Origin of the sequence: Paenibacillus violae, from assembly GCF_032461945.1 — a bacterium.
GTDB lineage: Bacteria > Bacillota > Bacilli > Paenibacillales > NBRC-103111 > Paenibacillus_E > Paenibacillus_E violae.
In genome coordinates, this window is sequence record NZ_JAWCUD010000013.1 from 177,973 (window position 1) to 202,013 (window position 24,041).

The window sequence follows — 24,041 nt, forward strand, 5'->3', positions numbered from 1 at the left end:
GTCACTCCTCATTCGTTATGGTCTAGTCATCTGTATTTGTTCTAACCTTCACGATAACAAGACGCACGAGCGAATGAAAAAGTCTGATCCGTTTTGTTATTTTAAAAGCAATTCAATAAAATCTACAACCTTGCCACTCATTGAACTGTTTTTTTGTCTAATGGACATTCCACTTCCTGAGGAAGTTCTGGTGAACTCAACAAGTATCTGACGTTCTGCAAGAGACACATCTATGAGCAGAATTCGGAGGGTTTCCGGAGGAATTTGGACCTCATCTACCAGATACTCTCCATTTATTGTCGCAGGCAGCCTGTTTCCTGTGTCGGCATCCCTTACAGTAAAAGTAAGAATACGCGCTTCTTTAGAAGAGTTGTTTATTGTAATGGTCAAGTCATTTTGATTTTCTTTCTTGATAAAAGAGAATTGTGATTTTGAACTGTTAACTAGACTCACAGAAGTGCACCTCCTAGTTAATAGAATTGTTTTGTTTTAAAATCTCAAACATCATTTGTTTTTTTTCGCGTTCCTCTTCCAGAAATTTCGTGACAAGTCCTTCCAAACCGGATAGTCCTTTCCCGCTTCCTCCACAATTGCACCCATCTTTAGCATTTGAGCCATTTACCGGCTGGCAGCAGCAATTTTTCGCCAGGAGGAGTAAAACACCTATCAGCAATGTATTATCGCTAAAGTTGATAAGCGTACTATTGCCCACTGTGAAGCTGTTCCCGTTGGAGACCGTATTGGCAGAATTATTGGCTGAACTCGCCAATCCGTTGGCTGTACTCATTAATGCACTATTGTAATCAAATGTATTATTTGAGGTGCTTTCATTATCGGATTCATTAGTGGCACAGCTTTTTGAATCCAATGTGCTGCCAGCGTTGCTCGAATTATCGTTAGTGGAAGAATTGTCTGCGTTGCTCGTATTCGTGGTAGCGTTATCTCCTGTTGTTGCCATAGAGTCGGTGTCAGAGGAATTCGTGGAAGTACTTCCCGTGGTCGATGAGTTGTCCCCCGTCGTTGAAGTGCTTGGGCCAGCGCTGGAGGAGGCATCTGTGTCCGAAGAGTTAGTAGCGTCACTGCCACTAGTGGAGGAGTTATCTCCGGTCGTTGAAGAACTTGGCCCTGTCGAGCTTGTTGCATCTGTATCGGATGTGTTGTTAGATCCGCTTGTGCTTGTCAGTGTTTCGTTAACTGTAGCCGAGCTGTCCGTATCTGAAGAACTGGTCGCTCCGCTGTTGCTCGTGGACGTATCTGTTGCGGTTGAATTACTGTCCGTATCGGATGTGTTATTCGAGCCGCTGGTGCTTGTCAGCGTTTCGTTAACTGTAGCCGAGCTGTCCGTATCTGAAGAACTGGTCGCTCCGCTGTTGCTCGTGGACGTATCTGTTGCGGTTGAATTACTGTCCGTATCGGATGTGTTGTTCGAGCCGCTGGTGCTTGTCAGCGTTTCGTTAACTGTAGCCGAGCTATCTGTGTCAGAAGCATTGTTAGCCCCACTGCTGCTCGTTGAAGATTCCGTTGCCGTTGAATTACTATCTGTGTCTGATGTACTGTGCGCTCCACTTAAGCTCGAAGTGGTTTCATTGACCGATGTAGTCCCCTCGGTGCTTGAAGAATTAGTCGCCCCGCCCGTGGTTACTGAATTTGCGTTCTGGGGGGACAGAAGGGCTGACGCGTTAGCAAGTTTCTTAGGTGCGCGAGGATGGTGAATATGTTTAGATGAGCTAAATTTAGGATTCTTTGTTCTACACCCTTTTTTCTTAAATTTATTAACCGCTTGACGTGCCTTCATGCTCGCCCTCCTCTACTAGGGAATACACCATTCTATCCTTTGGATACATAAACTGAAGCGGCGGTTGTCCATCAGTCTATTAACTATTTTACATTGGAATAAAATGTAAATCATTAAAAATAATCATATTTCCAGAGGGCTTCCTTGTAAAACTATGAAAAAACTTCTCTGAGAGGACCTCAGAGAAGTTCTAGTAAACTAGCAAAAGTATCTAAATATTCATTAAATCCGGAAAGCTGTCACTACTTGATGTAAATCCTGGGCAATGGTCGACAGGTTTCTCGCCGAAGAGGTAATCTCCTCCGTGGAAGCCAGCTGCTCCTCCGTCGCAGCAGCTACAGACTGCGCTGTTCCTGATGTTTGCTGTGCGACTGAACCGACATTAGCCACTGTTGCGGCAATCTGCTCTGTGGAAGCAGCCATCTGCTGTGCAGCTGCAGCGGTTTCCTGAATTTTGCTCGCTACTTCCTGAGAAGCGGCTACGATCTGACCGAAGGCCATTTCGGCGCTGCCCACTTCTTTCAAGCCTTCCTGTACTTCCAGGAGTCCAGTATTCATAACCCCTGCAGCGCGAACCGAATCCCGCTGAATATTGGAAATGAGTTCAGAGATATCACGCACGGATTCATCTGTTTGGGAGGCCAGCTTGCGAACCTCTCCCGCAACAACCGCAAATCCTTTGCCGCTCTCTCCGGCACGCGCAGCCTCAATCGCCGCATTCAAAGCGAGCAAATTCGTTTGGGACGCGATATTTCCAATAAGCGTCGAGATTTGCCCAATGCTCTGGGAGTGTCTCTCCAGCTCGAGTATGACCTGATTCGCCGAGTCAACTGAATGGCTGACCGCTTGCATTTTATGAGCAACCCGCTCCATAGCGTGTGTGCCTTCCTCTGCCATTTGCGTAGCGGAAATGGACAGCTCCGATACATCCGAGGTCGTCTCTGCGATTCGCTGAATGCCGACCGACATTTCCTCCATGGCTCTGCCGCACTCCATCGAGCTTTGTGCTTGTGTATCCGCACCTGCTGCGAATTCCTGCACAGCTGCCGCTACGTGCTGGGAAGCGGACGTATTTTGCTCCGAACTGGCAAATAGCTGCTGGGAGGATGCTGCCACACTGCCTGCAGCTTGCAGCATATGATGCACCGAATGGCGCAGGTGGTCGACCATTTGATTCACGGAGCCGGCCAAGTCGCCGATTTCATCTTTATTTTTCACGATAATGGGCTCCACGGTAAGATCGCCGTTGGCAATACGGTTTAAAGCCTGTGACGTTTTGCGAACAGGTGTGGAGATATTGCTAACAAGTACGTAACAAGCAGCCAGCATGAAGACGATCAATGCACCTAGTACAATTAGTGATATCTTGACACTTTCTTGATACAGATTTTTATTTTCTTGATCGGCCAGCTTTCCGCCATCCTGGTTAAAGGTCACCATTTCAGCCATCGTTTTTTGCGCTTTGCCAAATGTGGTTGCCAGCGCCTGAAGGCTTTCTGCAGCCTCCTTCGTTTTCGTAGGATCAGCGGAAAGTTGTTTGTTGACTATGAAGGCTGCTTTGAACTCTTCCCAGCTTTTGTTAAGGTCATTGAACTTGGCAGCATCTTCTTCTCCTGAGAGACTTTCCTTATAGTTTTCTAACAATTTGTCGATTCTTGTCATCGCTTGAGCAATTCCTGTATCTAAGGGCTCATGTTTTTTCGTATCTGGCTCTAGCTTTTTCTGATAGTAGAGGGTTAAGATATGCTCCGAGTTAAAATGAATCTCATCAATAATTTGCACGCCGATCATCCAATTCGTAGCCATCTCCGCACTGTTGTCTTTGAGCACGCCCATCCGCGTCATATCAGTTAAACTTAATCCTCCGACCATGAGAAAAATAATTACAAATACCATCATCATTTTCGCTTTTACAGTAAAACGCATGATTGAAATCCCTCCAAGTAATGAATGAATGACCCCACAATGATGTATACTCAAATCATCCTGTTACCTATTATCATAAAACGAAATCGTTAAATGAATTACGTAATACGGTAATCAAAATTGTAAGATTTCCTAACATTTTGATGAATCTTGACGATTTATGGAGGCTTCCGATGTCACTATCTTTACGTTTCAAGCTTGTTGCACTTCTTGTTCTAATCACTACTTTTTCGTTAACGGTTGTAGGTTTTACGAATTATAAGCTTTCGAAAGATAAATTAATTGGGCAAATCAAAGCCCAGTCCATCACTTCTGTCTCCAATTCCGCGCAAAATTTATACGACTTCCTATCCATTCGCCTAGCCGAAGTTGAGATGGTAAGCCGTGTTAGCGTTATGAAGTATGGAACTGTTCAGGAACGGCTGAGCTACCTAACCCAAGAACTGCAAACCGGGAACAATCGCTTTTTGGCAATGGGCGTGGCGGATCAGGACGGGAATCTTCTGCTTACCACCGGTCAAAAGCTGAATATTAAAGGTCAGCGGAGATTTGAAGAGGCTATGCTCGGCAAAACCTACATCTCGGATCCCTATATCGGTGAAATTTCAGGCAAATATATCATTACCATTACCGCTCCTGTTTGGGATGAAAACAAAAACGTAACTAGCATCGTGGACATTTCACTGGACGCGGAAGCTACTTTTCGCGATCACCTTCATACGCCCCTTGAAGGAGTTCAGACCGTCATTGTGAACCATGAAGGAACCATCCTGTACCATACGGATGCCAGTAAAATTTTAAAACAGAATATTTTGAACAATAATCCTTCATTGGCATATGTCTTGGAAGAAGCATTCCAGCAGGATGCTGGCTATTTGGACCAATATTTGGATAATGGCCAAAGAGCGCAATGGTTTTATGCCCGTGTGCCCAATTTAAATTGGCATCTCGGTTATTCCATGCCGATGACGGCTTTCCAACAACCAGCCAGTTCATTGCTTTGGTGGACCGTTGGTTTAATCGCTGGAACCGCCATTATCTTGTTCCTGCTTATTTGCTTAACCGCGAACTCGCTCATCATCTCACGGATTCAACAAATTCTTCGCGTCACGGAATCTGTGGCTGCAGGTGACTTCTACATCAAGCCGCTTCAGTTCAAAAGCAAGGATGAGCTAGGCGCTCTAGCGCATTCCGTGAATGGCATGATCGAAAATCTGCGTGAACTTTTCGAACCGTTTGAAGCTTTTATTCAGCACAATCAATATGCGATGATTGTCACGGACCCGCATTTTACAATCAATCACCTGAACCGCCGGGCGACCGAACTTCTTGGCTATAAGTTCACGGATTTACACAAAAAAGCTACCCCTCTGGTATGGTTAAATCATGACCAGCTTGTTGAAAGAGCCGCCAAATACACGATTGAGCTCGGAGAATTTGTGCCTGCCGATTGCACAGCACTTGTGATCCGCACACTTCGCCATCTGAAAGAAGATAGCGAATGGATTTGGCATCATAAAGATGGAACCCGCCTATTTGTCCAATTGAGTGTCAGCGCCATTACGCATCCGGGAGGGGATCTCAAAGGTTACGTCTTCATTGCCCGCGATATCAGCGACATTAAAGAAAGCAATGAAACGAAGATGCGGCTACTTACTATTGTAGAAAGCGCGCGGGACGCCATCCTTTCTTTTGATCAGATGGGCTACATTTTCTATATGAATCAAGCAGGTAAAAATTTAATTGGCTTAGAGAATGAACATACGACAAAGTGCCACTTCAGCGAATACGTTGATATCCGCAGTGACGTCGATCTCGAAGAGGGGCTTCTTACCGCGATAAGCGAAGGGTTCTGGGAATTCGAAGCTGAAGCGTTAACGAAAGAGCAGCGCCGGATATTCATCTCTGTTACAGTCGTTCCTCATACACCTGCTGAAAAGGGAGAACGCTACTTCTCCGCCATTTCGCGGGATATTACAGACCAAATGTTGGCCAAAGATGAGCTGATCCTGGCGAAGCAGGAAGCTGACGACGCCAACCTGACCAAGGGCATTTTCTTGGCGCGGATGAGCCATGAAATTCGAACCCCGCTCAATGGCATCGTCGGGTTATCCTATTTGATGGAACGAACCGCGATGACTCCGCTGCAAAAGGATTATATGACCAAGATCACCAAATCCTCGCTTTCTTTATCGCAAATCATCAGCGATATCTTGGACTTCTCCAAGCTGGAGGTGGACAAGCTGGCCATTGAACATCATGCCTTCCTGCTGGATGATACGATCGACCGTGTGTGCGAAACGCTTAGTGTGCTGCTCGGTCATAAGCCGGTCGATTTTATTTGTGATATCGAGGAACAGGTGCCCCTTGGCCTCATCGGCGATTCCTTACGCCTGTATCAAGTTCTCTTGAACTTAACCAGCAACGCGATTAAATTCACAGAACAAGGAACCGTCACACTGCGCGTTCATGTCCGAGAGCTTCAGGAAGAACGAGTGTCTATCGACTTCACGATTATGGATACAGGGATTGGCATGAATGATGAACAACTCGCCAAACTGTTCCAGCCTTTCGTTCAGGCTGATGAAGTCACGAGCCGTAAATTCGGGGGGACAGGGCTTGGACTTGTCATCTCCAAGAGCATCATTGATAATATGGGCGGCTCTATTGAAGCCTCCAGCGAGCCTGGTGTGGGCAGTGTGTTCCGCGTCAGCATTCCTTTTTCTTTAACCTTGCAAACAACGAAGTCACAGACCCGCTTCCCACTCCGCGCCTTTCTTGTGGAAGATCACCCGGAGCTGCACCGCGTGCTGCTGCAAACGCTGGCATCCATGTGTTCAGAAGCAGCAGGTGTTTACTCTTGGAAGGAAGCAAGGAAAGCTATTGAGCTCATTCCACTGGATTTGGTTCTGCTCGATATGGAAGCTTTTGACATGTACGGGGAAGAAGTGTGGTTAGACATGCTGGAGACCTGTAACCGGAACAACTTGAAAACGATTATTTATACGACCTTGCCAGGCCGAGATGCCTTGGAGCAGCTGCCTGCGGAGGCCGCACCGCACGCGATTTTGGTTAAGCCGGTTTCACGAAGCGTGTTGTACCAAACTCTGCAAACGATCACAGGGAGCTATGCTTCCGAGGCTGCCGACCAGACTTCTCATGCCGAAAATCATGAAGGTAAGGAAGCTTGGCCATCCTTCCCACGTATTCTGCTTGTCGAGGATAATGACATCAATCAGACCGTGGCTCGCTCTCTTTTGGAAAGCATGAATGGCGTCGTTCAAGTAGCTTCTAATGGTTTCGAAGCTTTACAGCATCTGGAAACCTCAGATTACCAATTAATCCTGATGGATATCCATATGCCTGATCTGGATGGCATTGAAACGGCGAAGCGAATTCGGCTTCAGCCCAAATGGCGGCACATTCCCATTATTGCCGTCACCGCCGACTCTACGCTGGAGAAACGTCTAGCGTGCATTCGCGCTGGCATGAATGAAGTCATCTCCAAACCGATTATTCCTGACCGCTTATTCGCCGCTGTGAGCACTTGTTTAAGTTTGAGCGGAAAAATGACGGCACCCGGACTGGATATGGAAGAAGCTCTGGAACGGCTGCTTGGCAAAACCGACATTTATCATCAAATGCTGAAGAAATATCATGCACAATCGCAAGATATAATCGATCGGTTAACAACAGCCATTCAACAAATCAAATATGAGGATGCCCTGCATCTCCTGCATACGCTGCGCGGTTCATCAAGCAACCTGTCCGCCAATCGTGTGTATGCCGCGGCAACCGCGCTCGAAGAGACGCTGAAACAGTCCACTCCTCTGGATGAATCCAAAACCATCCTGATCCAAAACCAGGTGCAATCCCTGGCGATAGCTTTGGAAGAGGTCTTTCACACCATCCAAAAATTGCTGCTTGATTGAAAAATGTGCGGTTTTATGTCACTATATGCATAGGGCTCCCGCTGACAGGAGCATGTATTTTATACGTATAGGTGGTTTAAGATCATGACAGTACAAAGCGCTCCATACCGCATTTTGTTGTATTATAAATTCGTTAATGTGATAGATCATGAAGCATTAGCTCGAGAGCATCTGGCTTATTGCAAAAAGCTCGGCGTCAAAGGCCGCATCCTGATTGCCCCGGAAGGCATCAACGGCACCCTCTCAGGAACCGTGGAACAAACCGACGCCTACATCGCGATGATGAACCAAATGCCTCTTTTTAAAGATATGGTCTACAAAATTGATGAGAGCGAAGGACATGCCTTCAAGAAGCTGTTCGTTCGCCCTAAAAAAGAGCTCGTCACCTTCCGTCTCGAAGAAGATGTGAATCCGAATGAGCTGACCGGCACGCACTTGAAGCCCAAAGATTTCTATGAAAAGCTTCAACAAGAGGATGTTATCGTCCTCGACGGGCGCAACCATTACGAATACGAAATCGGGCACTTCCGCGGCGCGATTCGCCCCGAAGTGGAAACAACACGCGAATTCCCGGAATGGATTCGCAATAATCTTCAAGAATTTAAGGACAAGCCGATTCTCACTTACTGCACAGGCGGCATTCGATGTGAGAAGCTGTCCGGCTTCCTTATTCAAGAAGGCTTCAAAGAGGTTTACCAACTCGATGGGGGCATTGTCACCTACGGGAAAGATGAAGACGTGAAGGGCCGCCTTTTTGACGGTAAATGTTACGTGTTCGATGAGCGGATCTCGGTTCCTATCAATCGTACGGACGAGGATATCATTGTAGGCAAATGCTACCACTGTGGCAAGCCTGAGGATCGCTACATCAACTGTGCGAACGATTTGTGCCATCTGAAGCATGTATGCTGTGAAGCTTGCGAAGAAGAGCATAACAGCTTCTGCTCCAAGGAATGTGAAGAGAAGACGCTTAGCTCGCTTGAAGCATAAGTTTCATTCATTTAAATAAAGAATCATGGTCGTGAAGCACAAGGACCGCTCTCTCCAGATTGGAGATGGGCGGTTTTTTATTACAGACGAGATCAGGCGATTCTCTACGGCGACTACAGGGCGGTCATGGTCATGCTGAAAAGTGCGCATCAGAAGCTTGCTTATGAAAAACATAAACACGGCTACTCTGACAAACAAGCACACTCAGTTGCCTTACTGGCTCAGTGAACATTAGAAAAAAGGGCCCATCTACAAGTTCAGCAACTTGAGAATGACCCTTTTCCTATGTACTTAAGATAATTGCTCTACGATACGGTCGGCAAGCGGATACACAAGTTCCTCCTCCAAGGTGAAATGCCTGAGCAGGATTAAGCAGGCCGTCATCAACTCCGACGCCATCACATGCAGGAACTCTTCATCTATCGGCACTTTCATCGCATTCACACCGTCAACGAAAGTTTGCACAACCCTTTTAGCCAAGTCATGATCCTGTTCCAGAACCGTGACAGAACGGGAAACCGACAGCGCAGTCGTCGGAGGCAAGTAGGATTGCAGGAGAGGAAACAGTTCACTTTCCTCCCATTCCGAATGCTGCTCCAGCTCTTCCACCAGAGATAGAATCAGATCTTGGAGTTCAATCAGCTTACACATGCCTATTGAGCAATCCTCGAGGGAGTACAAGGAAGCAGCCATCGTGCGGATTTCGGCAAGCTGCCCGCGCATCTGTAAATGTTCCTCCTTCAGACGTTCTACGAGTATGGGAAAATAACTCGGATCCACGATATACTCCGTATTCGTTTGAATGCTCAAACGGTCTTTCATTCTACATCCTCCTTTGGGTTCTCCTCCGAAATCTTCATGCGTGAGCAAACGCAAAAAGGCTGACCTTTTCTGCATTATCATTCTATGCAGGTAGGGTCAGCTCTCATGCGAAGGAATAAAGAACGATTAGAACATTTATCGAATACGGCTTTCTGTTAATTGGAACTGATTCATGAGCTGGAGCAGCGATTGGGTAATCGCCCCGACATCTCCCGTCGTTTGGCGCACGTGCAGCATGTCCTGCAGCAGCTCATGCACCGTTTGCTCCACCTCGGCGGAGATTTGGCGGTTCTCCTTGCTCACGCCCGCCACCTTCTCCATCAGCGCTACCACTTCTTCCACCACTTGCGTTTTCATGGTGTCGTGGGCACTCGCGCTGCTGAGAATTTCGGAGGCCGCCGCCACAATTTGCGTCCCCTCCAATACGACCTTCGTACCTTCCTCCATTGAGATGAAGGCCTCATGCGCATGGCGCTCGATCTGTTCAATGGTCTCGTTGATCTCTGCCGTCGACTTCTTCGTCAGATCGGCCAGTTTACGAATCTCGCCTGCGACGACGGCGAAACCTTTGCCGTGCTCGCCAACCCGGGCCGCCTCGATCGAAGCATTCAGGGAGAGAAGATTCGTCTGCGCCGAAATCTCCTCAATGACTTTCAACAGCTGCGGAATTTCTTGCGTAGTAAGCAGGAACGTCTGAATGGTCTGATTCGTTTCAGCTACCTTGGCTGAAATCTGATCCATCTTATCCCCGATGCGGCCAACTTCATCCTGAGCTACCGCAATTTGATCGGATGCTTTCTCTTCAAGCTCACGCAGGGTGCCGCTCATATTTTGCGTAACATCCTTGGCGACGTCAATGTCCTTCAGCTGTCCACGCAAAGAACGGATCATATTATGAATTTGTGTGCTCATACGACCTGTCGATTGCTCTGTTGATCCGGTCGATTCATTGAGCCGATCTTGGCTGATCTGAACCTCAGCCGCCGCTTGTTTCACCTGCAACATGATGCCCTCAAGGGAATCGATCATATTGTTGATCCATTTCGCCAATTCCCGGGTTTCATCCCCTGCAAACTCTTGCACGCGCAGTCGCTGTGTCAAATCTCCGCTGCCTTCCGCGTTGAGGCGAATGAACTTGTTGATTTGGGCGAGCTGCTTAACAACCGGCTTACTGCCTTTGCGTCTAATGATACTTGAGCCTATCCAACCGTATATCGCACCGGCAGCAGCTGTGATAGCCGCACCTAATCCGCTTGAGACATGACCGTTTAACAGCCAAAAGCCAGCGCCAGAGAGTAATATAAAACCTACAATAAATTTAAGTTGTAAGCTGAACATTTTCCAATCGATGCTGCGTATCCGGTATACCTCTTCCAGATCCCCTTCACACATCATCCCCCAAATATCAGGGCAATGCGGCAGTTGGAACGTAACTCCCTTCCCAATAACCGAGATGTGACGGTAATCCGAATACCCCGGAAATTCCACGAACAGGTTGCTTCCTTTGGCAATCGTTCCCGCAACACCCGGGTGCAGCTGCCCTGTTGCCGGATCTGTAAAGATCAGTTCCAACTCCGTATGTTCCTTAACGCCAACGATACCGTAATCCGTGCGTACGCCGTCTTTTAAATTATCGCCATGCGTGAAAGTCAGATCCTCAAACCGGCTTCGGGACAATGCCGTTCCAGGAGCAATCTGCTTATTCAACACCGGCTTCGCCATGAATAAATAGTTATCGCCTGAATCTGGGTAGACATGTCCGGATTCCCGTTGAATCAAATCCCCGAGCACATCGTTCGGCACGCGGCCGCAGATAGCCCCTTGCCACTCCCCGTTCTTCACCAAAGGCAAGATAAAAGCCATCGTCATAGCATCATGAAACGGCGAGGTACTTGGACCGATCTCCAGGGTTAACGAGTCAGAAAAAGGCCCAAACAAACATTTCTCCCCTCTGCGCGTCTCCTCCAACCCTTTCATAAGACCGCTTCCAGCCACATACGTCTTGCCAACGTGAGCAGGGTATGTCGAGTAACTCACACCTGCTTTTTCATTCAATATAAAAATTTCCGAAAAATCCGCCCCACTCTTCAGCGCAGCAGTGAGCATTTTCTGTATAACTGCTGAGTCCTGAGAAATCGTTGAAGAAGTAGAAGCTGACTCGGCTAACATCGCATGCAATCTGTCCAGATGGGACCAATACGTTGCCACCCAGCTGCGCAATATTTCGGTCCGTGTATGAGCTATCCCTTCAAAGATATGTTCAACATCTTCCTTAAGGTGACGATTCAACCGATATGACCACCAAAGCGGCAACCCTTTCCGAAAACCTAGCCAATCAAACATACCCCGTCCCCCTATATTCACATGGTGTGTGAATTTTTTTAACATTTACCTTATTCGACATTTTATAGGTGTTTCTGTCGTAACGCAAGACAAAAATAGGAATTTTCGAAAATCTTTAATACTTTCGAACTATAAGGTACTTTTGTCATATTAATTTTACGTCAGTTATATTGACATAATTTTCTGAAAAATCTACAATATAAGAAAATATAGGCATCGCCATCAATTTACGTTATATTTTCTAACACATTTTAAGAATGAAGATCAGAAAGGAGGCCTGGTTTCTGCTTCGGGCCCTTATCTCCATGTAGCTTCCGAATGCATAGTTAAGAAACCAGGAAGCTGCGATGTCAAAACCTGAGAATCTGGTCACCACGCCTTATAATCCCCACCCCTTTTACGATGAAATGTTTATGAACGCCTATTCGGTTCGTTCTCATTATCAAACGGTGTTTCGTCAGTTCATGACCATGAAGTCCGGCAATCTGAGCAAGCGCCAAACAGCCACCATGAAACGAATGATGGAAGAAGGAATTACCTTCACGTTGTACAGTCCTGATCAGACCGAGGCGCTCGAACGCACGATTCCTTTCGATCCCATTCCACGCATCATTCCAAGGGATGAATGGCTGAAGCTTGAAAAAGGGCTTAGACAGCGCGTGAAGGCGCTGAATTTATTTCTCAAAGATATTTACCATGACCAATGCATCCTCAAGGATGGCATTATTCCAAGAAAAATGGTTCTCTCGAACTGCTATTTCCGGCCCGAAATGATGCGTCTATCCATTCCTAATGATGTGTACGTAACCGTTTCAGGCATCGATCTAATCCGCGATGAGCACGGCGAATACTTTGTTCTTGAAGACAACCTCCGATCGCCGTCAGGTTTTTCCTACTTATATAAGAGCCGTTCCATCATGACGCATTTATTCCCCGAGCTCGTGTTTAGCCACTCCATCCAAGATATCGAACAAAGTTTGAACGTGTTTCTATCCGCTTTGCGCAGACTCAGTCCCTCCGGGAAAAAAGATCCTGTTATTGGCCTGCTGACGCCGGGTTGTTATAACTCAGCTTACTTCGAGCATACCTTCCTTGCTCAGCAAATGGGGATCGAGCTTGTAGAAGGGAACGATCTCGTCGTCATCGATCACAAGGTGTACATTCGCAGTATCAAAGGGCTTCGTCAAATTGATGTGCTTTATCGCAGAATTGACGACGATTTCCTCGATCCGCTTGCCTTTGATCCTAATTCACTGCTAGGCGTTGCAGGCATCATGAATGCCTATCGCGCCGGCAACATCAACATCGTGAACGCCCCTGGCACAGGGGTAGCGGACGATAAAGCGATCTATGCTTATGTTCCGGATATGATTCGCTACTATTTGAAGGAAGAACCCATTCTCAATAACGTACCTACGTACATTCTTTCGAGACCGGATGAACGCGAGCATGTCCTCCAACATCTGAGCACCATGGTCGTCAAAGAAACATCCCTCTCAGGCGGATACGGTATGCTCATCGGACCAACGGCTTCGGAGAGCGAGCTGGCGGATTTCAGGCAGAAAATACTGGCGAACCCTGATCGATATATCGCCCAACCAACCATTCAACTGTCGAGAGCGCCTGTTATGATGGATGGCCAAATGGCTGCACGGCATATTGATCTCCGAGCCTTCGTTATCGCAGGCGAAACCATCGAGGTCATTCCCGGCGGACTTACGCGAGTAGCGCTCAAAGAAGGCTCACTCGTCGTGAACTCCTCCCAAGGCGGAGGCTGCAAAGACACATGGGTGACGAATTCGTAGAAAATCCACATTTAGATGGGAGGCAGCGGAATAAATGGTGATGATGGGACGAACAGCGGAAGCTTTATTCTGGATCGGACGGTACACGGAAAGAACAGAGAATCACGCGAGGTTAATTGATGTTTATTATCATATCCGCGAAGAACGGGAGAGCGGCAGCGGTCAAATATGGAGCCGGTTAATCGACACGATCGGCGACAGAGCTGCTTTTAACGAGCAATACAGCAGCTGCACGGAGCAGCATGTCCTTCAATACATTACACTTGATAAAAATAATGTGAACTCTTTGCTCGCTTGCACCAACCATGCGCGAACCAATCTGCGCAATATACGCGAGAAGATGCCGGCTGAACTATGGGATATTATGAATGGCTTATATTTGTGGCTAAAAGAAAAAGATGTCCGCGATATCACGAGCGATTCGCCGCATTTATTTTACCGATTCGTCCGTGACCATTTATCGATGTTTCACGGAGCGGCCACCTCTGTCATGCCGCGCCAAAATGAATGGCATTTCATAGAAGCAGGACGGTATTTGGAGCGTGCGGAGAATTTGCTTCGCTTGCTACAATCCTTATGCCAGGACTACGCCAAAGAAGAAATGTCCTCCTACCCGCTTATGCTCTCGGTTCTCAAATCAGTCAGCGGTTATGAATCATTCCGCAGAGAGTATGCGGATACGGTGAACCTGACCAACATCATCAAATTTCTGATGCTGCATGAGGCCTTTCCAAGATCGATCAGCTACTCTTTTCAAGCGCTGGAACGTTCCTTAAAGAGCATCCAACTTGAGGATACCGATTTGAACATGACGGTACACAAACTAGCCAAACTGGCTGGGAAAGTGAAAGCTAACCTGGCTTGCATGGATGAGGAAGATATTTTATCCGGTAAGTTGGAAATGGCCCTGCAGGCTCTCCGTGAATCGTGCAACCTAATGGGCATGCGGATGGCCAAAGTCTTTTTTCCCTCCAGGGAGGAGGTCATTGCATGAAGAAGCTGGAGATTACGCATATCACACGTTATTCCTACACAGATACGGCGCAGGACAGTGTCAATGAAGTCCGGTTAACACCGCTGACCGACAATCGTCAATCCTGCTATCATCACAGTATCATCACCGAACCTGTATCTGCCTTCTTTACGTATTCGGATTACTTTCATAACCGTGTGCATGCCTTTACCGTGAATAAAATTCACCGTGAGCTCACCATCAAAATGAAGTCTACCGTTGTGACGCACGATAACGATAACATCCCGAGCGCAGCACTTTCCCCCTATGAGGAGAAGGCGCTGCGGCTCAGCGATGATTTTCAAAATGAATACGCGGAATACTTGCTGCCTACAAGCTATACAGGACTCACAAGCGAAATTAAGGCCTATTCCGATGCCATTAACGACCAGCATATTTCCTTATATGACTTGCTGAGCACTATCAATACAACGATCCATCGCGATTTCACCTATGATCCTTCTGCTACGTCCGTACAGACCACAGTAGGGGAAATGTTGAAGCTTAGACGAGGCGTATGCCAAGACTATTCGCACTTGATGATCGCCGTTTGCCGGGATAAGGGGATCCCTGCCAGATACGTCAGCGGCTATCACTTTGTCGGTGATTTGCAAGGAGGCAGCGCTGAATTTACGCAAGCTTCCCATGCTTGGGTGGAGTGCCTGATTCCAGGCAGCGGTTGGTTCGGGTATGACCCCACCAACGACTGCGAGGTCAACTGGCGTTATATCAAGTTAGGTCACGGTCGCGACTATAACGATATCGTTCCTGTCAAAGGGGTATATCGCGGAGCCGGTGAGCAAGACCTTGAAGTCATTGTAGATGTTAAACTGATTGAGTAAGCCTCTGCCTCTCAGAGATAGGTGAGATAAACGTATCCTTTGCCAGAAGATCGAACATTTTTCGTACTTCGTCGCCGGCCAGCATCACAATCCCCGTTCCGTGCGTGTCGTTTTCGACCCAAAGGAGATCGTGTTTGTAGTAAGCCTCCGAGTAGGAGAAGTTCGATCCTCGGCATACACCGTGTACGTTGCCCAGCTCGTCCACGCTGTGGTTGGTCAGCCCCTGCCAAGCCAGTTGCACAGCAGCTGTGTAGGGTTCTGGCGATGGCAGCCAGCCATGGCGTATCCCTTTTGCAAAACCGTAAATAAACATGGCCGTGCAAGAGGTCTCCTCGTAGGATTCAGCATCGGTCAGCACTTGTGTCACAAGCCGTTAACCCCCTTTGCTGTCTCTTTCCTCTCCAATACTAGAACAATAGACTTGCTTTCCATTGATATAAAGATTAGTAGGCGACTCCACACTTATGGATAGGTGGCATTCCGCCTCACTATCACTCCATAACATGGCATATACATATCCGATTTGCCCTAGCTTAGCTGTCGGGAATTTGGCATTCAAATCCAGATCATATAAACCTTTCCTCGTTTGGATGAAACCGTTCTCATGAAAAGCTCTCAGTTGAAAAGGATAAGCCGGATTATTCGCCATATACCGATTAGCAACCGTCTCGAGCCCTCTGGGATGTTGTCATGCAACTTGTAAGCTAAGCTCGCTTCATATGGAAATAGTCTGGCATTCTGCTTGCTCCTCACTTATGATTTGAGCACCCAACACTGCGGTTCTGTCGTGATCGTTTCTCCGGTTGAAATAGCTTTCTCGATCATCATCCCGAGATAATGGTCCTGCGAAGCCTCTTCCAGGCTATAAAAGCTTGGCCCACCAAAGGTATATTCAGCCATTTTCTGCAGGCATGCGGCAATCGCAATTTCGTCATCGTATAATCTAGCGGGAGCGAATGGATTCTCGTAGACCCATTTGTCACCGCAGAGAATTCCTTTCAGGTAATACCCTTCCGCATTTTCCAGCTCGCCTCTGTTCATGCGCTTCAGCTCCATTCGAAGCTCTGTGCATGATTCCTGCTGAATGAGAACCCGATTATCGAAAATTTCCCCACGCTGCCCTCTGACGGACAAATGATTAGAGCGCGTCCATGAGCGGTGCTGGTCTTTGGTAAAATCATAAATGCCTAGGCGATCGCCAAAATCCAACCAAGCCAGATCTCTCTGCAAAGGAATGAGCTTATCTTCTGTTGGTGGACCGCTGCGGTTTGGCCCCTGAACCCACGAGGACTCGAAACGCATCGCTTTAATACGAACATCTTCGAAATTGACCCCTAACATTTTCCGAATTAAGCTAACCGCATGGTACGTTTGTGAGATGGAAACCGTTGTTTCCGTAATTTTACCCAACTGACCTGACCGAATAAGTTCCAATCGTGCTTGTTGAACGGGATGAAAATGGTACTGCTCCGCTACCTGAATACGCGCACCCGTAAGGGTTAATCGCTCATACAATAGCTGAAGTCCGCTTAAATCAGGAGCAGGCGGCGTTTCCAACAAAACGGGAATTCCCCGCTCCGCCAACGCCAGAAGGTAGTCCAGACTTTGGGAAGGCGAGACGGAAACGACGACAAAATCCGGATGTTCGTTTTCCAACAGCTGTTCTAGCGACCGGTATGTAGCTGTTCCCCACTTCGCTTCCATATCCTTGCCTTTGTCTTCACTTCTGACAACCATGCCGCTAATTTCAAACCGCTCAGGCAGCGCCTGTGCAATGCGCAGGAAATATTGCGCGCGAAAACCGGCACCGCCGATCAAACTGAATTTTACTGGTTTCATCATAACTACCTCCCCATTCTACGGTTACAGGATTTCGTTCGGATATACCATGACTTTTAAACTGCCGCTTTTATTATGAATCGCTCGTTCCAACGCGTCTTGCGTCTGTTCAAGCGGATAGCGATCTGTAATGAGCGCTTTCGTGTCTATGCCGCCACCGGCAAGGAATTTAATGCCTGTCGGGTACGTATTGGCATACCGGAAAACACCATAAATATCAATCTCATTGTCAGCGATGAACGGGACATTGAGCGGAATTTCATCCTGGGCAGGCAAGCCCACGATGACAAGCTTACCGCCGCGGCGCAAGGAATAAAGCGCTGATTGCAGAGCTCTCGGATTGCCCGCCGTCTCCCAAGCGGCATCCGCGCCAACCCCATCCGTCATCTCCTTGATGCGCTGAACCGCATCCTCTTCTTTGACGTTGATGACGTCCGTCGCGCCCAACCGTTTAGCAGCCTCCAAGCGGACCTGTTCCAGATCGGTGACAATAATCCGGCTTGCACCAAATGACTTTGCTGCCGATACGGCCATTAAGCCGACCGGGCCCATGCCCATGATGGCAACCGTCGAACCCGGCTGCAAGTTGCAGCGCTTAGCCGCGTGAATACCGACGGAGAATGGCTCGTTGAGCGCCGCAGCCTCGAAGGTTAAATGTTCCGGAATGGCAAATACCATGTCCGCGCGGATTTTCATATATTGAACGAAAGCACCGTCCACTGGCGGCGTAGCCAGGAACTGCACATCCGGGCACAGATTATAACGGCCTTCTTTGCAGGCCTGACAGTGTCCGCAAGTGACGCCCGGCTCGATGGCGACACGATCGCCAAGGCTCACGTTAGTCACTGAAGCGCCTGCAGCGACAATGATGCCCGCGCATTCGTGCCCGAGAATAATCGGCTTCTCGACCACATAGCGGCCAATTCTGCCATTTTCAAAATAATGAACGTCCGAACCGCATACCCCAACAGCCATCACTTTGACCAACACTTCATTCGCGTCAACTTGCGGGACTGGGCGCTCCTCCATCACAATTGTTCCTGGCTTCGTCATGACAGCCGCTTTCATTCTTGCAGGTAGTTGTCCATTCATTTCTTCTCTCTCCCTCTGCCATTATTTGATGAGTTCTGTCGGGTTCATGCCGGTAAACTTCTTGAAAAGCGTGCTGAAATAAGGCACGTTTTTGTAGCCCACACGCTCCGCCACTTCATAGACGAGCATGTTTCTTTCCAGCAGCAATTCTCTAGCTTTTTCAATACGTACGCGCGTTAAATAGGTATTGAACGTTTCACCGGTCATGTTTTTGAAAATAATCGACAGATGATTCCGAGAGATATACACCTTATCCGCCAAATCGGCAAGCGTCATATCATCTGCGTAATGCTCATGAATATATTGTGTCATGAAATCGACCGCTTGTCTGTGTTTACTGTTACCTTTCCATTGCCTGCTGTTGAAAATAACGGATATTTTGGACGCAAGCCATTCCCTTAATTGCCCGGGCAATGTCAATCCAACCATTTCTTTCACAATCTGATCATTCGGGAAAATATCATCGAGCACCATGCCGACCTCATAGAGGCAATAGGCAAAAATACCCCATAGCTCCCCAGCCAGCATTTGCACATAGTCCGGTGTTATCCCTTTTTGTTCCTTTAACTGATCAATATACTGCGCCACAAGCTGCTGTGCTTGCGATTCCTGTGAAGCCTTCATCGCACCGGCTAATTCAAAATAAAACTTGGCCGGTCGCATCACGAGCGTCCCCTGATCGTTTCTCATTTCCTCGCTATACACGAACAAGTCATAAGCCGAATCAACACGACGGTCCCGCAAATCGATCGCTCGAAACGCTTCCTCCGTCGAATCCGGCATTTCCGTCCAAGCTTCTTTGGTGCCGCCGATGCCCACACGAATGACCAGCTTCAAATAACTTTTGATGCAATCGATGAGCCTGATCCCCAGTTTGCTGAGCTTCTGCTCCAGCTCTTGCTGCGAACTGTCCGCTTGGGGATGAAGGATGAGCACAGCCCGTGATCCATGAAGCTCTACATATTCAATGGCCGGGAACGTTTCGCACGCCACCTCGCAGACGATATTGCTAATCGCAAAACGGAACAAGCTCCAATCCGGCAGCGACAGGTCCGATGTTCGAACATCTCGAATCAGGTCAATACCAATGACGACATGCTTGCTCTCACACCAGAAGCGGTAAGGCTTTGGCAGCCGATCCTCATTCCGATAGGAGCTGTCCAGGGTTCCGGCAACCGCCGATTTCACCCATTCTTTTTCAATAAAAGGCTCGTACAGCATTAATTTCTGTTGAAGCTCGTCTTGCTTAATCCGCTTCTCTTCTTCTTCCATCAGCTCTCCGATGGCTTTGCCAAGAATCGTTTTTAACGTAGGAACGCTGATCGGTTTAGATAAATAATCACTCACATTGCACCGAAGCGCCTGCCTCGCATGCTCAAAATCCGAGTATCCGCTCAAAATAATAAACTTCCCGCCGAAGCCTTCTTTTCTTAGCTGCTCAATCATATCAAGGCCATTCATAACCGGCATATAGATATCCGTAATGACAATATCCGGGGCAGCCGTTCGAATGAGCTCCAGTCCGTCCTGCCCGTTGAGCGCTTCGCCAACCCAATCTGCGTCAAGCTCGTCCCAAGGTATGGCTCGTTTCATTCCTTGAAGAACTTGGCGTTCATCATCAATGATCGCGATCTTCCACACAATGCCCGCCTCCTTAACTTCAACCTTTGTTTGATGATAACTGCTATATCATATAACATTGGCCCGGAACAGGCTTCTGTTCCAGGCTTCATTATTCCTATTTGATCTCATACCTCTATACTATCAATGCAAGCCCATCTTTGAAATGAGAGGATTGAACGATTTATTTTAAAATACTACGAACTACTCCGCTTTCTCCAGCTGATCCTTCACGGGTGGCTGAGCGAGACGGGGAAGCACGATGACGACACGCGTTCCTCCTTCTGGCCGTTCCTGCAGCGTAATGCCGTACTCGCCACCGAAATATCCCGCAATTCGCTCTCTGACATTGCGAATACCATAACCGCCTGTATGGCGTTTATGTTTCTTTTCCACCACTTGCTGAAGCCCGACTCCATTGTCATCAATGATAATCTGAATGTTATTCAGCGAGTCCACCAGTCGAATTTGAATGTGACCTTGACGGCGTGAGTTAAAGCCATGAACAATCGCATTTTCCACAAATGGCTGCAGTGTCAGCTTCGGGATGAACAGGTTGCGGAGGTCCGGGGACGCCTCGATGCCATACTCGAGCCCTGTTCGCCACCTCAGCTGCTGAATTTCCAAATAACACTCGATGTGCATAAGTTCCTCGCCGATCGTAATAAAGCTGTCCCCGTTCGAGAGGCCAATCCGAAACATACGTCCCATTAACTCCAAAATACGGCTAATCTCATCCTGCCCCGCCTCAATCGCCATCCAATTCAGCTGATCCAGCGTATTGTAGAGGAAATGCGGGTTAATATTCGCCTGCAGCGCCTCAATTTCCGCCTTGCGCTGCTGTTCGTACCTGCGCTGCAAAGAGAGATATAACTCCTCGATTCGCTCGTTCTGTTTGCGGTATCCGGCGAACAAGTAGCCGAACTCATTTTGATAGTCGACTGGAAGCTCCACATTATTACCGCCTACGGAATAGACGCCCATTGCGCTCACGAGTTTCTTGATGGGCTTCGTGAACTGGCGGCTCAAAAAGTGCGTCAAAATCAGCGTTAGCAGGACAGCTGCAATACCAATGATGCCGATGACTTCGGCCAGCCTGATACTGCCTGCGGTAATTTGCTGCCAAGGTGTGATTTCAACCAGCGTCCAGGTAGAATCGAGCAGCTTCGAGTAAACCAAGAGGGAATCGCCCGCTTCGCTGCTGCCTTTGGTGCGCACAAAACCCGATTGCTTCTGTTTCACTCCGCCTTCCATCCATTTGGACAGTTCATTATGATCCGGGATCTGACCAATCTTTAGAAACTGCTCTCCCCGCGAGTCAATCATGATCCGGTTCGTTTCCGAAGAATGCCCCGCCAGCAAACTTCTAATCTGATCCGCTTTCACGTGGATGACTAACACACCTAAGTATTTATCGTCATACATTATTTTTCTGGCAAAACTCAGGACCGGCACATCGCCTTGAAAACTGGGAATTAAATGCTCGATCGACCATGTAAAATCATTGCCCGTCAACAGCGCTGACCAGGACTGCTTATCCAAATCCGCCATGTCCCGGAACTGGATGTAGCTCTTGGCATCGCCCTCAAGCGGTCGGTTCATATACAAATCAATGCCTTGGATGAGCGGAATGGAATACGTCAAGTTCGCAAGCGCCTTCTCAACGCCAATTGATCTCCGATAACGATCGAACTCATCTTGCTTATTAGCCAGGAAGGTAATGAGCTCGTTGTCGCGCGATGTAGATAAAGAGATTTGTTCAATGGTAACAAGCCTTGTCGTAATTTCGTTATTCAGCTCATCAAGCAGCTTCTGTTGATATTGAAACGTTGTTTGGGCAAGCTCTTTGGACGAAATGCTATAACTGGCCCATACGCTGCAAGCCAATACAACGATAATAAATCCGGCAAAACTGCGGAAAAACAGGTGATCGATTCTAAACTTTTTGAAAGGATTCGTCATGCGGTCTTCGCTCCCATTCAGTATCCGATTAGGCGAAAGAAACGGTAAAACAACGAAACTGCTTCGTCGCTTTACCGTTCTATGGCTTCCTTATTTGTTTTTCATCTTATCCTTTAATGCCCGTCGTTGCAATCCCTTCGACGAAGTACTTCTGCAGGAACATGAAGACGAGTGTCGCAGGCACAATCGATACAAGCGACATCGCCAGCAGTTGGCCCCACTCTTGACCGGACTGGGAATCATTAATCATCCGAAGTGCGAGACCGACCGTATACTTATCGACCGAGTTAATATAGAGCAGATGCCCTAAGAAATCATCCCAGTTCCAAAGGAAGCAGAAAATCATAACCGTAACAATCGCCGGCTTCGTAAGCGGCATCACAATTCGCCAGTAAATACCGAACCAGGAGCAGCCGTCTATTTTCGCCGATTCATCCAGTTCTTTGGGAATACCGCGTACGAATTGGATGAGCAGGAAGACGAAGAACGTTCCACCCGCGCCGCTAGCGAGCAAATGAGGAACAATAAACGGCAGGTACGTATTCACCCAACCTAACTGATGGAACATCGCATACTGCGGAATGATGAGCACTTGCCCTGGAAGCATCAACGTGACCATAAGCAGTGAGAACCAGAAGGTTTTGAGCGGGAAATTCAGTCTGCCGAAACCGAACGCGACAAGCGTGCTGGAGATAAATGTTACGGCAAGAACGGCAATTTCTAATCCGAACGTGTTGAGATAAAAGTCGGTAAACGAATGTCCCGGAACCGAATTCCAGCCTTTTACAAAATTGCTCCATTGCGGTGTGGTAGGAAATAGGTTCGGTGAACTCAATTCACTATTGGATTTGAGCGATGCGCCGATCCACCAAAGGACCGGATAAGCCATCAATAAGCTGAAGGCAATCATGAATAAGTGACGGACAGCTTGATTCCATTTGATCGTCATTTGCTCTTTTTACCTCCTGTATCGGTTTCGTAAAATACCCAGTATTTGGAGGTGCCCGCAATAATAGCCGCCACGATAACAATCATAATAAGCATGATCCAGGCCAGTGCAGATGAGTACCCCAATTGGTAACGGCTGAAGGCCCTCTCGTATAAGTACATGGCATAGACGTAAGTCGAGTTCATCGGACCGCCATTTGTGATGACGTAAGCCGACGTGAACATTTGAAACGCGTTAATGACACCCATAATCAAGTTGAAATATAAAGTTGGTGAGAGCATCGGCAGTGTAATTTTAAAAAATTGCACAAATCGGTTCGCTCCGTCTACCCCGGAAGCTTCATACAGATCATTTGGGATTTGTTTGAGTCCCGCCAGGAAAATAACCATCGAGGATCCGAATTGCCATACGGTTAATAAAATAAGCGTCCACAAGGCCGTACTCGGATTAGTAATCCAGCCAATTCCTTGGATGCCGAACTTCGCGAGGATTTCATTGAAAATACCATCGACGCCGAAAATGTTCCGCCACAGCAAGGATACCGCGATACTGCCCCCAATCAGGGACGGAAAATAAATGGCCGTACGGTAAGCGGAGATTCCTCTCATTGCTTTGTTCAGCAGTAAGGCGACTAGTAGAGCCGCTGCCAGCTTCAAAGGTACGGAGGCCAGCACGTAGAAAAACGTGATTTTTACGGATTGTAGAAACTTCGCGTCTGCCGTGAAGATTCTCTCATAGTTATGAAATCCGACCCAACTAATGGGTTCCATCAGCGTATAGTCAGTGAAGGAGTAGTACAACGATAAGAACATGGGATACGCTGTAAGCCCGAAAAATCCGAGCAGCCACGGTAAAATAAATAAATATCCCGCAATTGGCGCGTCCCAGCGACTTAGGAAAGAACGGCGTTTCTTCGTGCTCGCAGCGGCTTTCACGGCAACGGCTGTGGAACGATTCATGTAAGTTCACCTCTGCAGTTAGTCTGTTTAACTTGTATATCTCAAGTATAAAGGCTTGGCTTCAGGGACTAAATGAGAGGAATCATCGAATTCTTTTAAAATATCCCGAAAAGAGGGGGGAGCTTCCCGTATCCCCCTGCAGAGCTTCCCGTT

At 47.8% G+C, this 24,041-nt stretch carries 19 protein-coding genes; 6 read left to right on the forward strand and 13 right to left on the reverse strand.

Annotated features, from left to right (window positions below; genetic code table 11):
• Positions 1-96 precede the first annotated feature (96 nt).
• Together RQP52_RS30185 and RQP52_RS30190 are read right to left on the reverse strand one after the other, a co-directional pair.
• Positions 97-453: a hypothetical protein gene (locus RQP52_RS30185; RefSeq protein ID WP_315955258.1), complete on the reverse strand. Its 357-nt coding sequence runs from the start codon at positions 451-453 to the stop codon at positions 97-99.
• A 13-nt stretch (positions 454-466) separates the two neighbouring features.
• Entirely contained in the window at positions 467-868 is a 402-nt protein-coding gene (locus RQP52_RS30190; RefSeq protein ID WP_315955259.1) for a hypothetical protein, read from the reverse strand.
• Between RQP52_RS30190 and RQP52_RS30195 the strand changes: the two genes are divergently transcribed.
• Positions 846-1,712 (forward strand): hypothetical protein, encoded by an 867-nt coding sequence (locus tag RQP52_RS30195; RefSeq protein WP_315955260.1) that lies wholly within the window; start codon positions 846-848, stop codon positions 1,710-1,712. The two genes, RQP52_RS30190 and RQP52_RS30195, sit on opposite strands and share 23 nt — an antisense overlap.
• Positions 1,713-2,017: 305 nt before the next feature.
• On the opposite strand, the gene RQP52_RS30200 is transcribed toward RQP52_RS30195, so the two are convergent.
• Positions 2,018-3,721: a methyl-accepting chemotaxis protein gene (locus RQP52_RS30200; protein ID WP_315955261.1), complete on the reverse strand. Its 1,704-nt coding sequence runs from the start codon at positions 3,719-3,721 to the stop codon at positions 2,018-2,020.
• Between the two features lie 173 nt (positions 3,722-3,894).
• On the opposite strand from RQP52_RS30200, the gene RQP52_RS30205 reads away from it, so the two are divergent.
• Together RQP52_RS30205 and trhO are read left to right on the forward strand one after the other, a co-directional pair.
• Positions 3,895-7,653: a response regulator gene (locus RQP52_RS30205; RefSeq protein WP_315955262.1), complete on the forward strand. Its 3,759-nt coding sequence runs from the start codon at positions 3,895-3,897 to the stop codon at positions 7,651-7,653.
• An 84-nt stretch (positions 7,654-7,737) separates the two neighbouring features.
• Positions 7,738-8,643: an oxygen-dependent tRNA uridine(34) hydroxylase TrhO gene (trhO, locus tag RQP52_RS30210; protein ID WP_315955263.1), complete on the forward strand. Its 906-nt coding sequence runs from the start codon at positions 7,738-7,740 to the stop codon at positions 8,641-8,643.
• A gap of 291 nt (positions 8,644-8,934) precedes the next feature.
• Here trhO and RQP52_RS30215 read toward each other — a convergent pair whose 3' ends face one another.
• Both RQP52_RS30215 and RQP52_RS30220 read right to left on the reverse strand, forming a co-directional pair.
• Positions 8,935-9,465, reverse strand: a complete 531-nt coding sequence (locus RQP52_RS30215; protein WP_315955264.1) for a hemerythrin domain-containing protein — start codon at positions 9,463-9,465, stop codon at positions 8,935-8,937.
• Between the two features lie 135 nt (positions 9,466-9,600).
• The gene (locus RQP52_RS30220) at positions 9,601-11,808 is read right to left on the reverse strand and encodes a methyl-accepting chemotaxis protein (protein ID WP_315955265.1); all 2,208 of its coding nucleotides are present in this window, start codon (positions 11,806-11,808) and stop codon (positions 9,601-9,603) included.
• A gap of 347 nt (positions 11,809-12,155) precedes the next feature.
• Between RQP52_RS30220 and RQP52_RS30225 the strand changes: the two genes are divergently transcribed.
• From RQP52_RS30225 to RQP52_RS30235, 3 genes are read left to right on the forward strand one after another with little or no spacing between them, the layout of a single operon-like run.
• The gene (locus RQP52_RS30225) at positions 12,156-13,613 is read left to right on the forward strand and encodes a circularly permuted type 2 ATP-grasp protein (RefSeq protein ID WP_315955266.1); all 1,458 of its coding nucleotides are present in this window, start codon (positions 12,156-12,158) and stop codon (positions 13,611-13,613) included.
• A 34-nt stretch (positions 13,614-13,647) separates the two neighbouring features.
• Positions 13,648-14,607 carry an alpha-E domain-containing protein gene (locus RQP52_RS30230; protein ID WP_315955267.1) on the forward strand — a complete coding sequence of 320 codons (960 nt, stop codon included), beginning with the start codon at positions 13,648-13,650 and terminating at the stop codon, positions 14,605-14,607.
• A complete protein-coding gene (locus RQP52_RS30235) occupies positions 14,604-15,467 on the forward strand; it encodes a transglutaminase family protein (RefSeq protein ID WP_315955268.1) in 864 nt (287 codons plus the stop codon). The genes RQP52_RS30230 and RQP52_RS30235 overlap by 4 nt, the downstream gene beginning before the upstream one ends.
• On the opposite strand, the gene RQP52_RS30240 is transcribed toward RQP52_RS30235, so the two are convergent.
• The 8 genes from RQP52_RS30240 to RQP52_RS30275 all read right to left on the reverse strand — a co-directional run bounded on the left by RQP52_RS30240 (position 15,451) and on the right by RQP52_RS30275 (position 23,888).
• Positions 15,451-15,834 carry a glycoside hydrolase family 88 protein gene (locus RQP52_RS30240; RefSeq protein WP_315955269.1) on the reverse strand — a complete coding sequence of 128 codons (384 nt, stop codon included), beginning with the start codon at positions 15,832-15,834 and terminating at the stop codon, positions 15,451-15,453. The two genes, RQP52_RS30235 and RQP52_RS30240, sit on opposite strands and share 17 nt — an antisense overlap.
• A gap of 6 nt (positions 15,835-15,840) precedes the next feature.
• Entirely contained in the window at positions 15,841-16,116 is a 276-nt protein-coding gene (locus RQP52_RS30245) for a hypothetical protein (protein WP_315955270.1), read from the reverse strand.
• A gap of 104 nt (positions 16,117-16,220) precedes the next feature.
• Complete coding sequence (locus tag RQP52_RS30250; RefSeq protein ID WP_315955271.1) at positions 16,221-17,309, reverse strand: Gfo/Idh/MocA family protein; 1,089 nt, start codon at positions 17,307-17,309, stop codon at positions 16,221-16,223.
• 21 nt (positions 17,310-17,330) lie between these two features.
• On the reverse strand, positions 17,331-18,398 hold the full coding sequence (locus tag RQP52_RS30255; protein WP_315955272.1) for an NAD(P)-dependent alcohol dehydrogenase: 1,068 nt from the start codon (positions 18,396-18,398) through the stop codon (positions 17,331-17,333).
• A gap of 21 nt (positions 18,399-18,419) precedes the next feature.
• Complete coding sequence (locus tag RQP52_RS30260; RefSeq protein WP_315955273.1) at positions 18,420-20,039, reverse strand: response regulator transcription factor; 1,620 nt, start codon at positions 20,037-20,039, stop codon at positions 18,420-18,422.
• A 183-nt stretch (positions 20,040-20,222) separates the two neighbouring features.
• Positions 20,223-21,980 (reverse strand): cache domain-containing sensor histidine kinase, encoded by a 1,758-nt coding sequence (locus tag RQP52_RS30265; protein ID WP_315955274.1) that lies wholly within the window; start codon positions 21,978-21,980, stop codon positions 20,223-20,225.
• A 106-nt stretch (positions 21,981-22,086) separates the two neighbouring features.
• Positions 22,087-22,929: a carbohydrate ABC transporter permease gene (locus RQP52_RS30270; RefSeq protein ID WP_315955275.1), complete on the reverse strand. Its 843-nt coding sequence runs from the start codon at positions 22,927-22,929 to the stop codon at positions 22,087-22,089.
• Positions 22,926-23,888: a carbohydrate ABC transporter permease gene (locus RQP52_RS30275; RefSeq protein ID WP_315955276.1), complete on the reverse strand. Its 963-nt coding sequence runs from the start codon at positions 23,886-23,888 to the stop codon at positions 22,926-22,928. Before RQP52_RS30275 ends, RQP52_RS30270 begins: the two co-directional genes overlap by 4 nt.
• Between the last annotated feature and the right edge of the window lie 153 nt (positions 23,889-24,041).

Bases quoted from the DNA above. Each gene is read 5' to 3' on its own strand.
- RQP52_RS30245 (WP_315955270.1), bottom strand. From the start codon at position 16,116: ATGGCGAATAATCCGGCTTATCCTTTTCAACTGAGAGCTTTTCATGAG.
- trhO (WP_315955263.1), top strand. From the start codon at position 7,738: ATGACAGTACAAAGCGCTCCATACCGCATTTTGTTGTATTATAAATTC.
- RQP52_RS30255 (WP_315955272.1), bottom strand. From the start codon at position 18,398: ATGAATGGACAACTACCTGCAAGAATGAAAGCGGCTGTCATGACGAAG.
- RQP52_RS30270 (WP_315955275.1), bottom strand. From the start codon at position 22,929: ATGACGATCAAATGGAATCAAGCTGTCCGTCACTTATTCATGATTGCC.
- RQP52_RS30235 (WP_315955268.1), top strand. From the start codon at position 14,604: ATGAAGAAGCTGGAGATTACGCATATCACACGTTATTCCTACACAGAT.
- RQP52_RS30250 (WP_315955271.1), bottom strand. From the start codon at position 17,309: ATGATGAAACCAGTAAAATTCAGTTTGATCGGCGGTGCCGGTTTTCGC.
- RQP52_RS30205 (WP_315955262.1), top strand. From the start codon at position 3,895: ATGTCACTATCTTTACGTTTCAAGCTTGTTGCACTTCTTGTTCTAATC.
- RQP52_RS30220 (WP_315955265.1), bottom strand. From the start codon at position 11,808: ATGTTTGATTGGCTAGGTTTTCGGAAAGGGTTGCCGCTTTGGTGGTCA.
- RQP52_RS30275 (WP_315955276.1), bottom strand. From the start codon at position 23,888: ATGAATCGTTCCACAGCCGTTGCCGTGAAAGCCGCTGCGAGCACGAAG.
- RQP52_RS30200 (WP_315955261.1), bottom strand. From the start codon at position 3,721: ATGCGTTTTACTGTAAAAGCGAAAATGATGATGGTATTTGTAATTATT.
- RQP52_RS30215 (WP_315955264.1), bottom strand. From the start codon at position 9,465: ATGAAAGACCGTTTGAGCATTCAAACGAATACGGAGTATATCGTGGAT.
- RQP52_RS30230 (WP_315955267.1), top strand. From the start codon at position 13,648: ATGGTGATGATGGGACGAACAGCGGAAGCTTTATTCTGGATCGGACGG.
- RQP52_RS30265 (WP_315955274.1), bottom strand. From the start codon at position 21,980: ATGACGAATCCTTTCAAAAAGTTTAGAATCGATCACCTGTTTTTCCGC.
- RQP52_RS30225 (WP_315955266.1), top strand. From the start codon at position 12,156: ATGTCAAAACCTGAGAATCTGGTCACCACGCCTTATAATCCCCACCCC.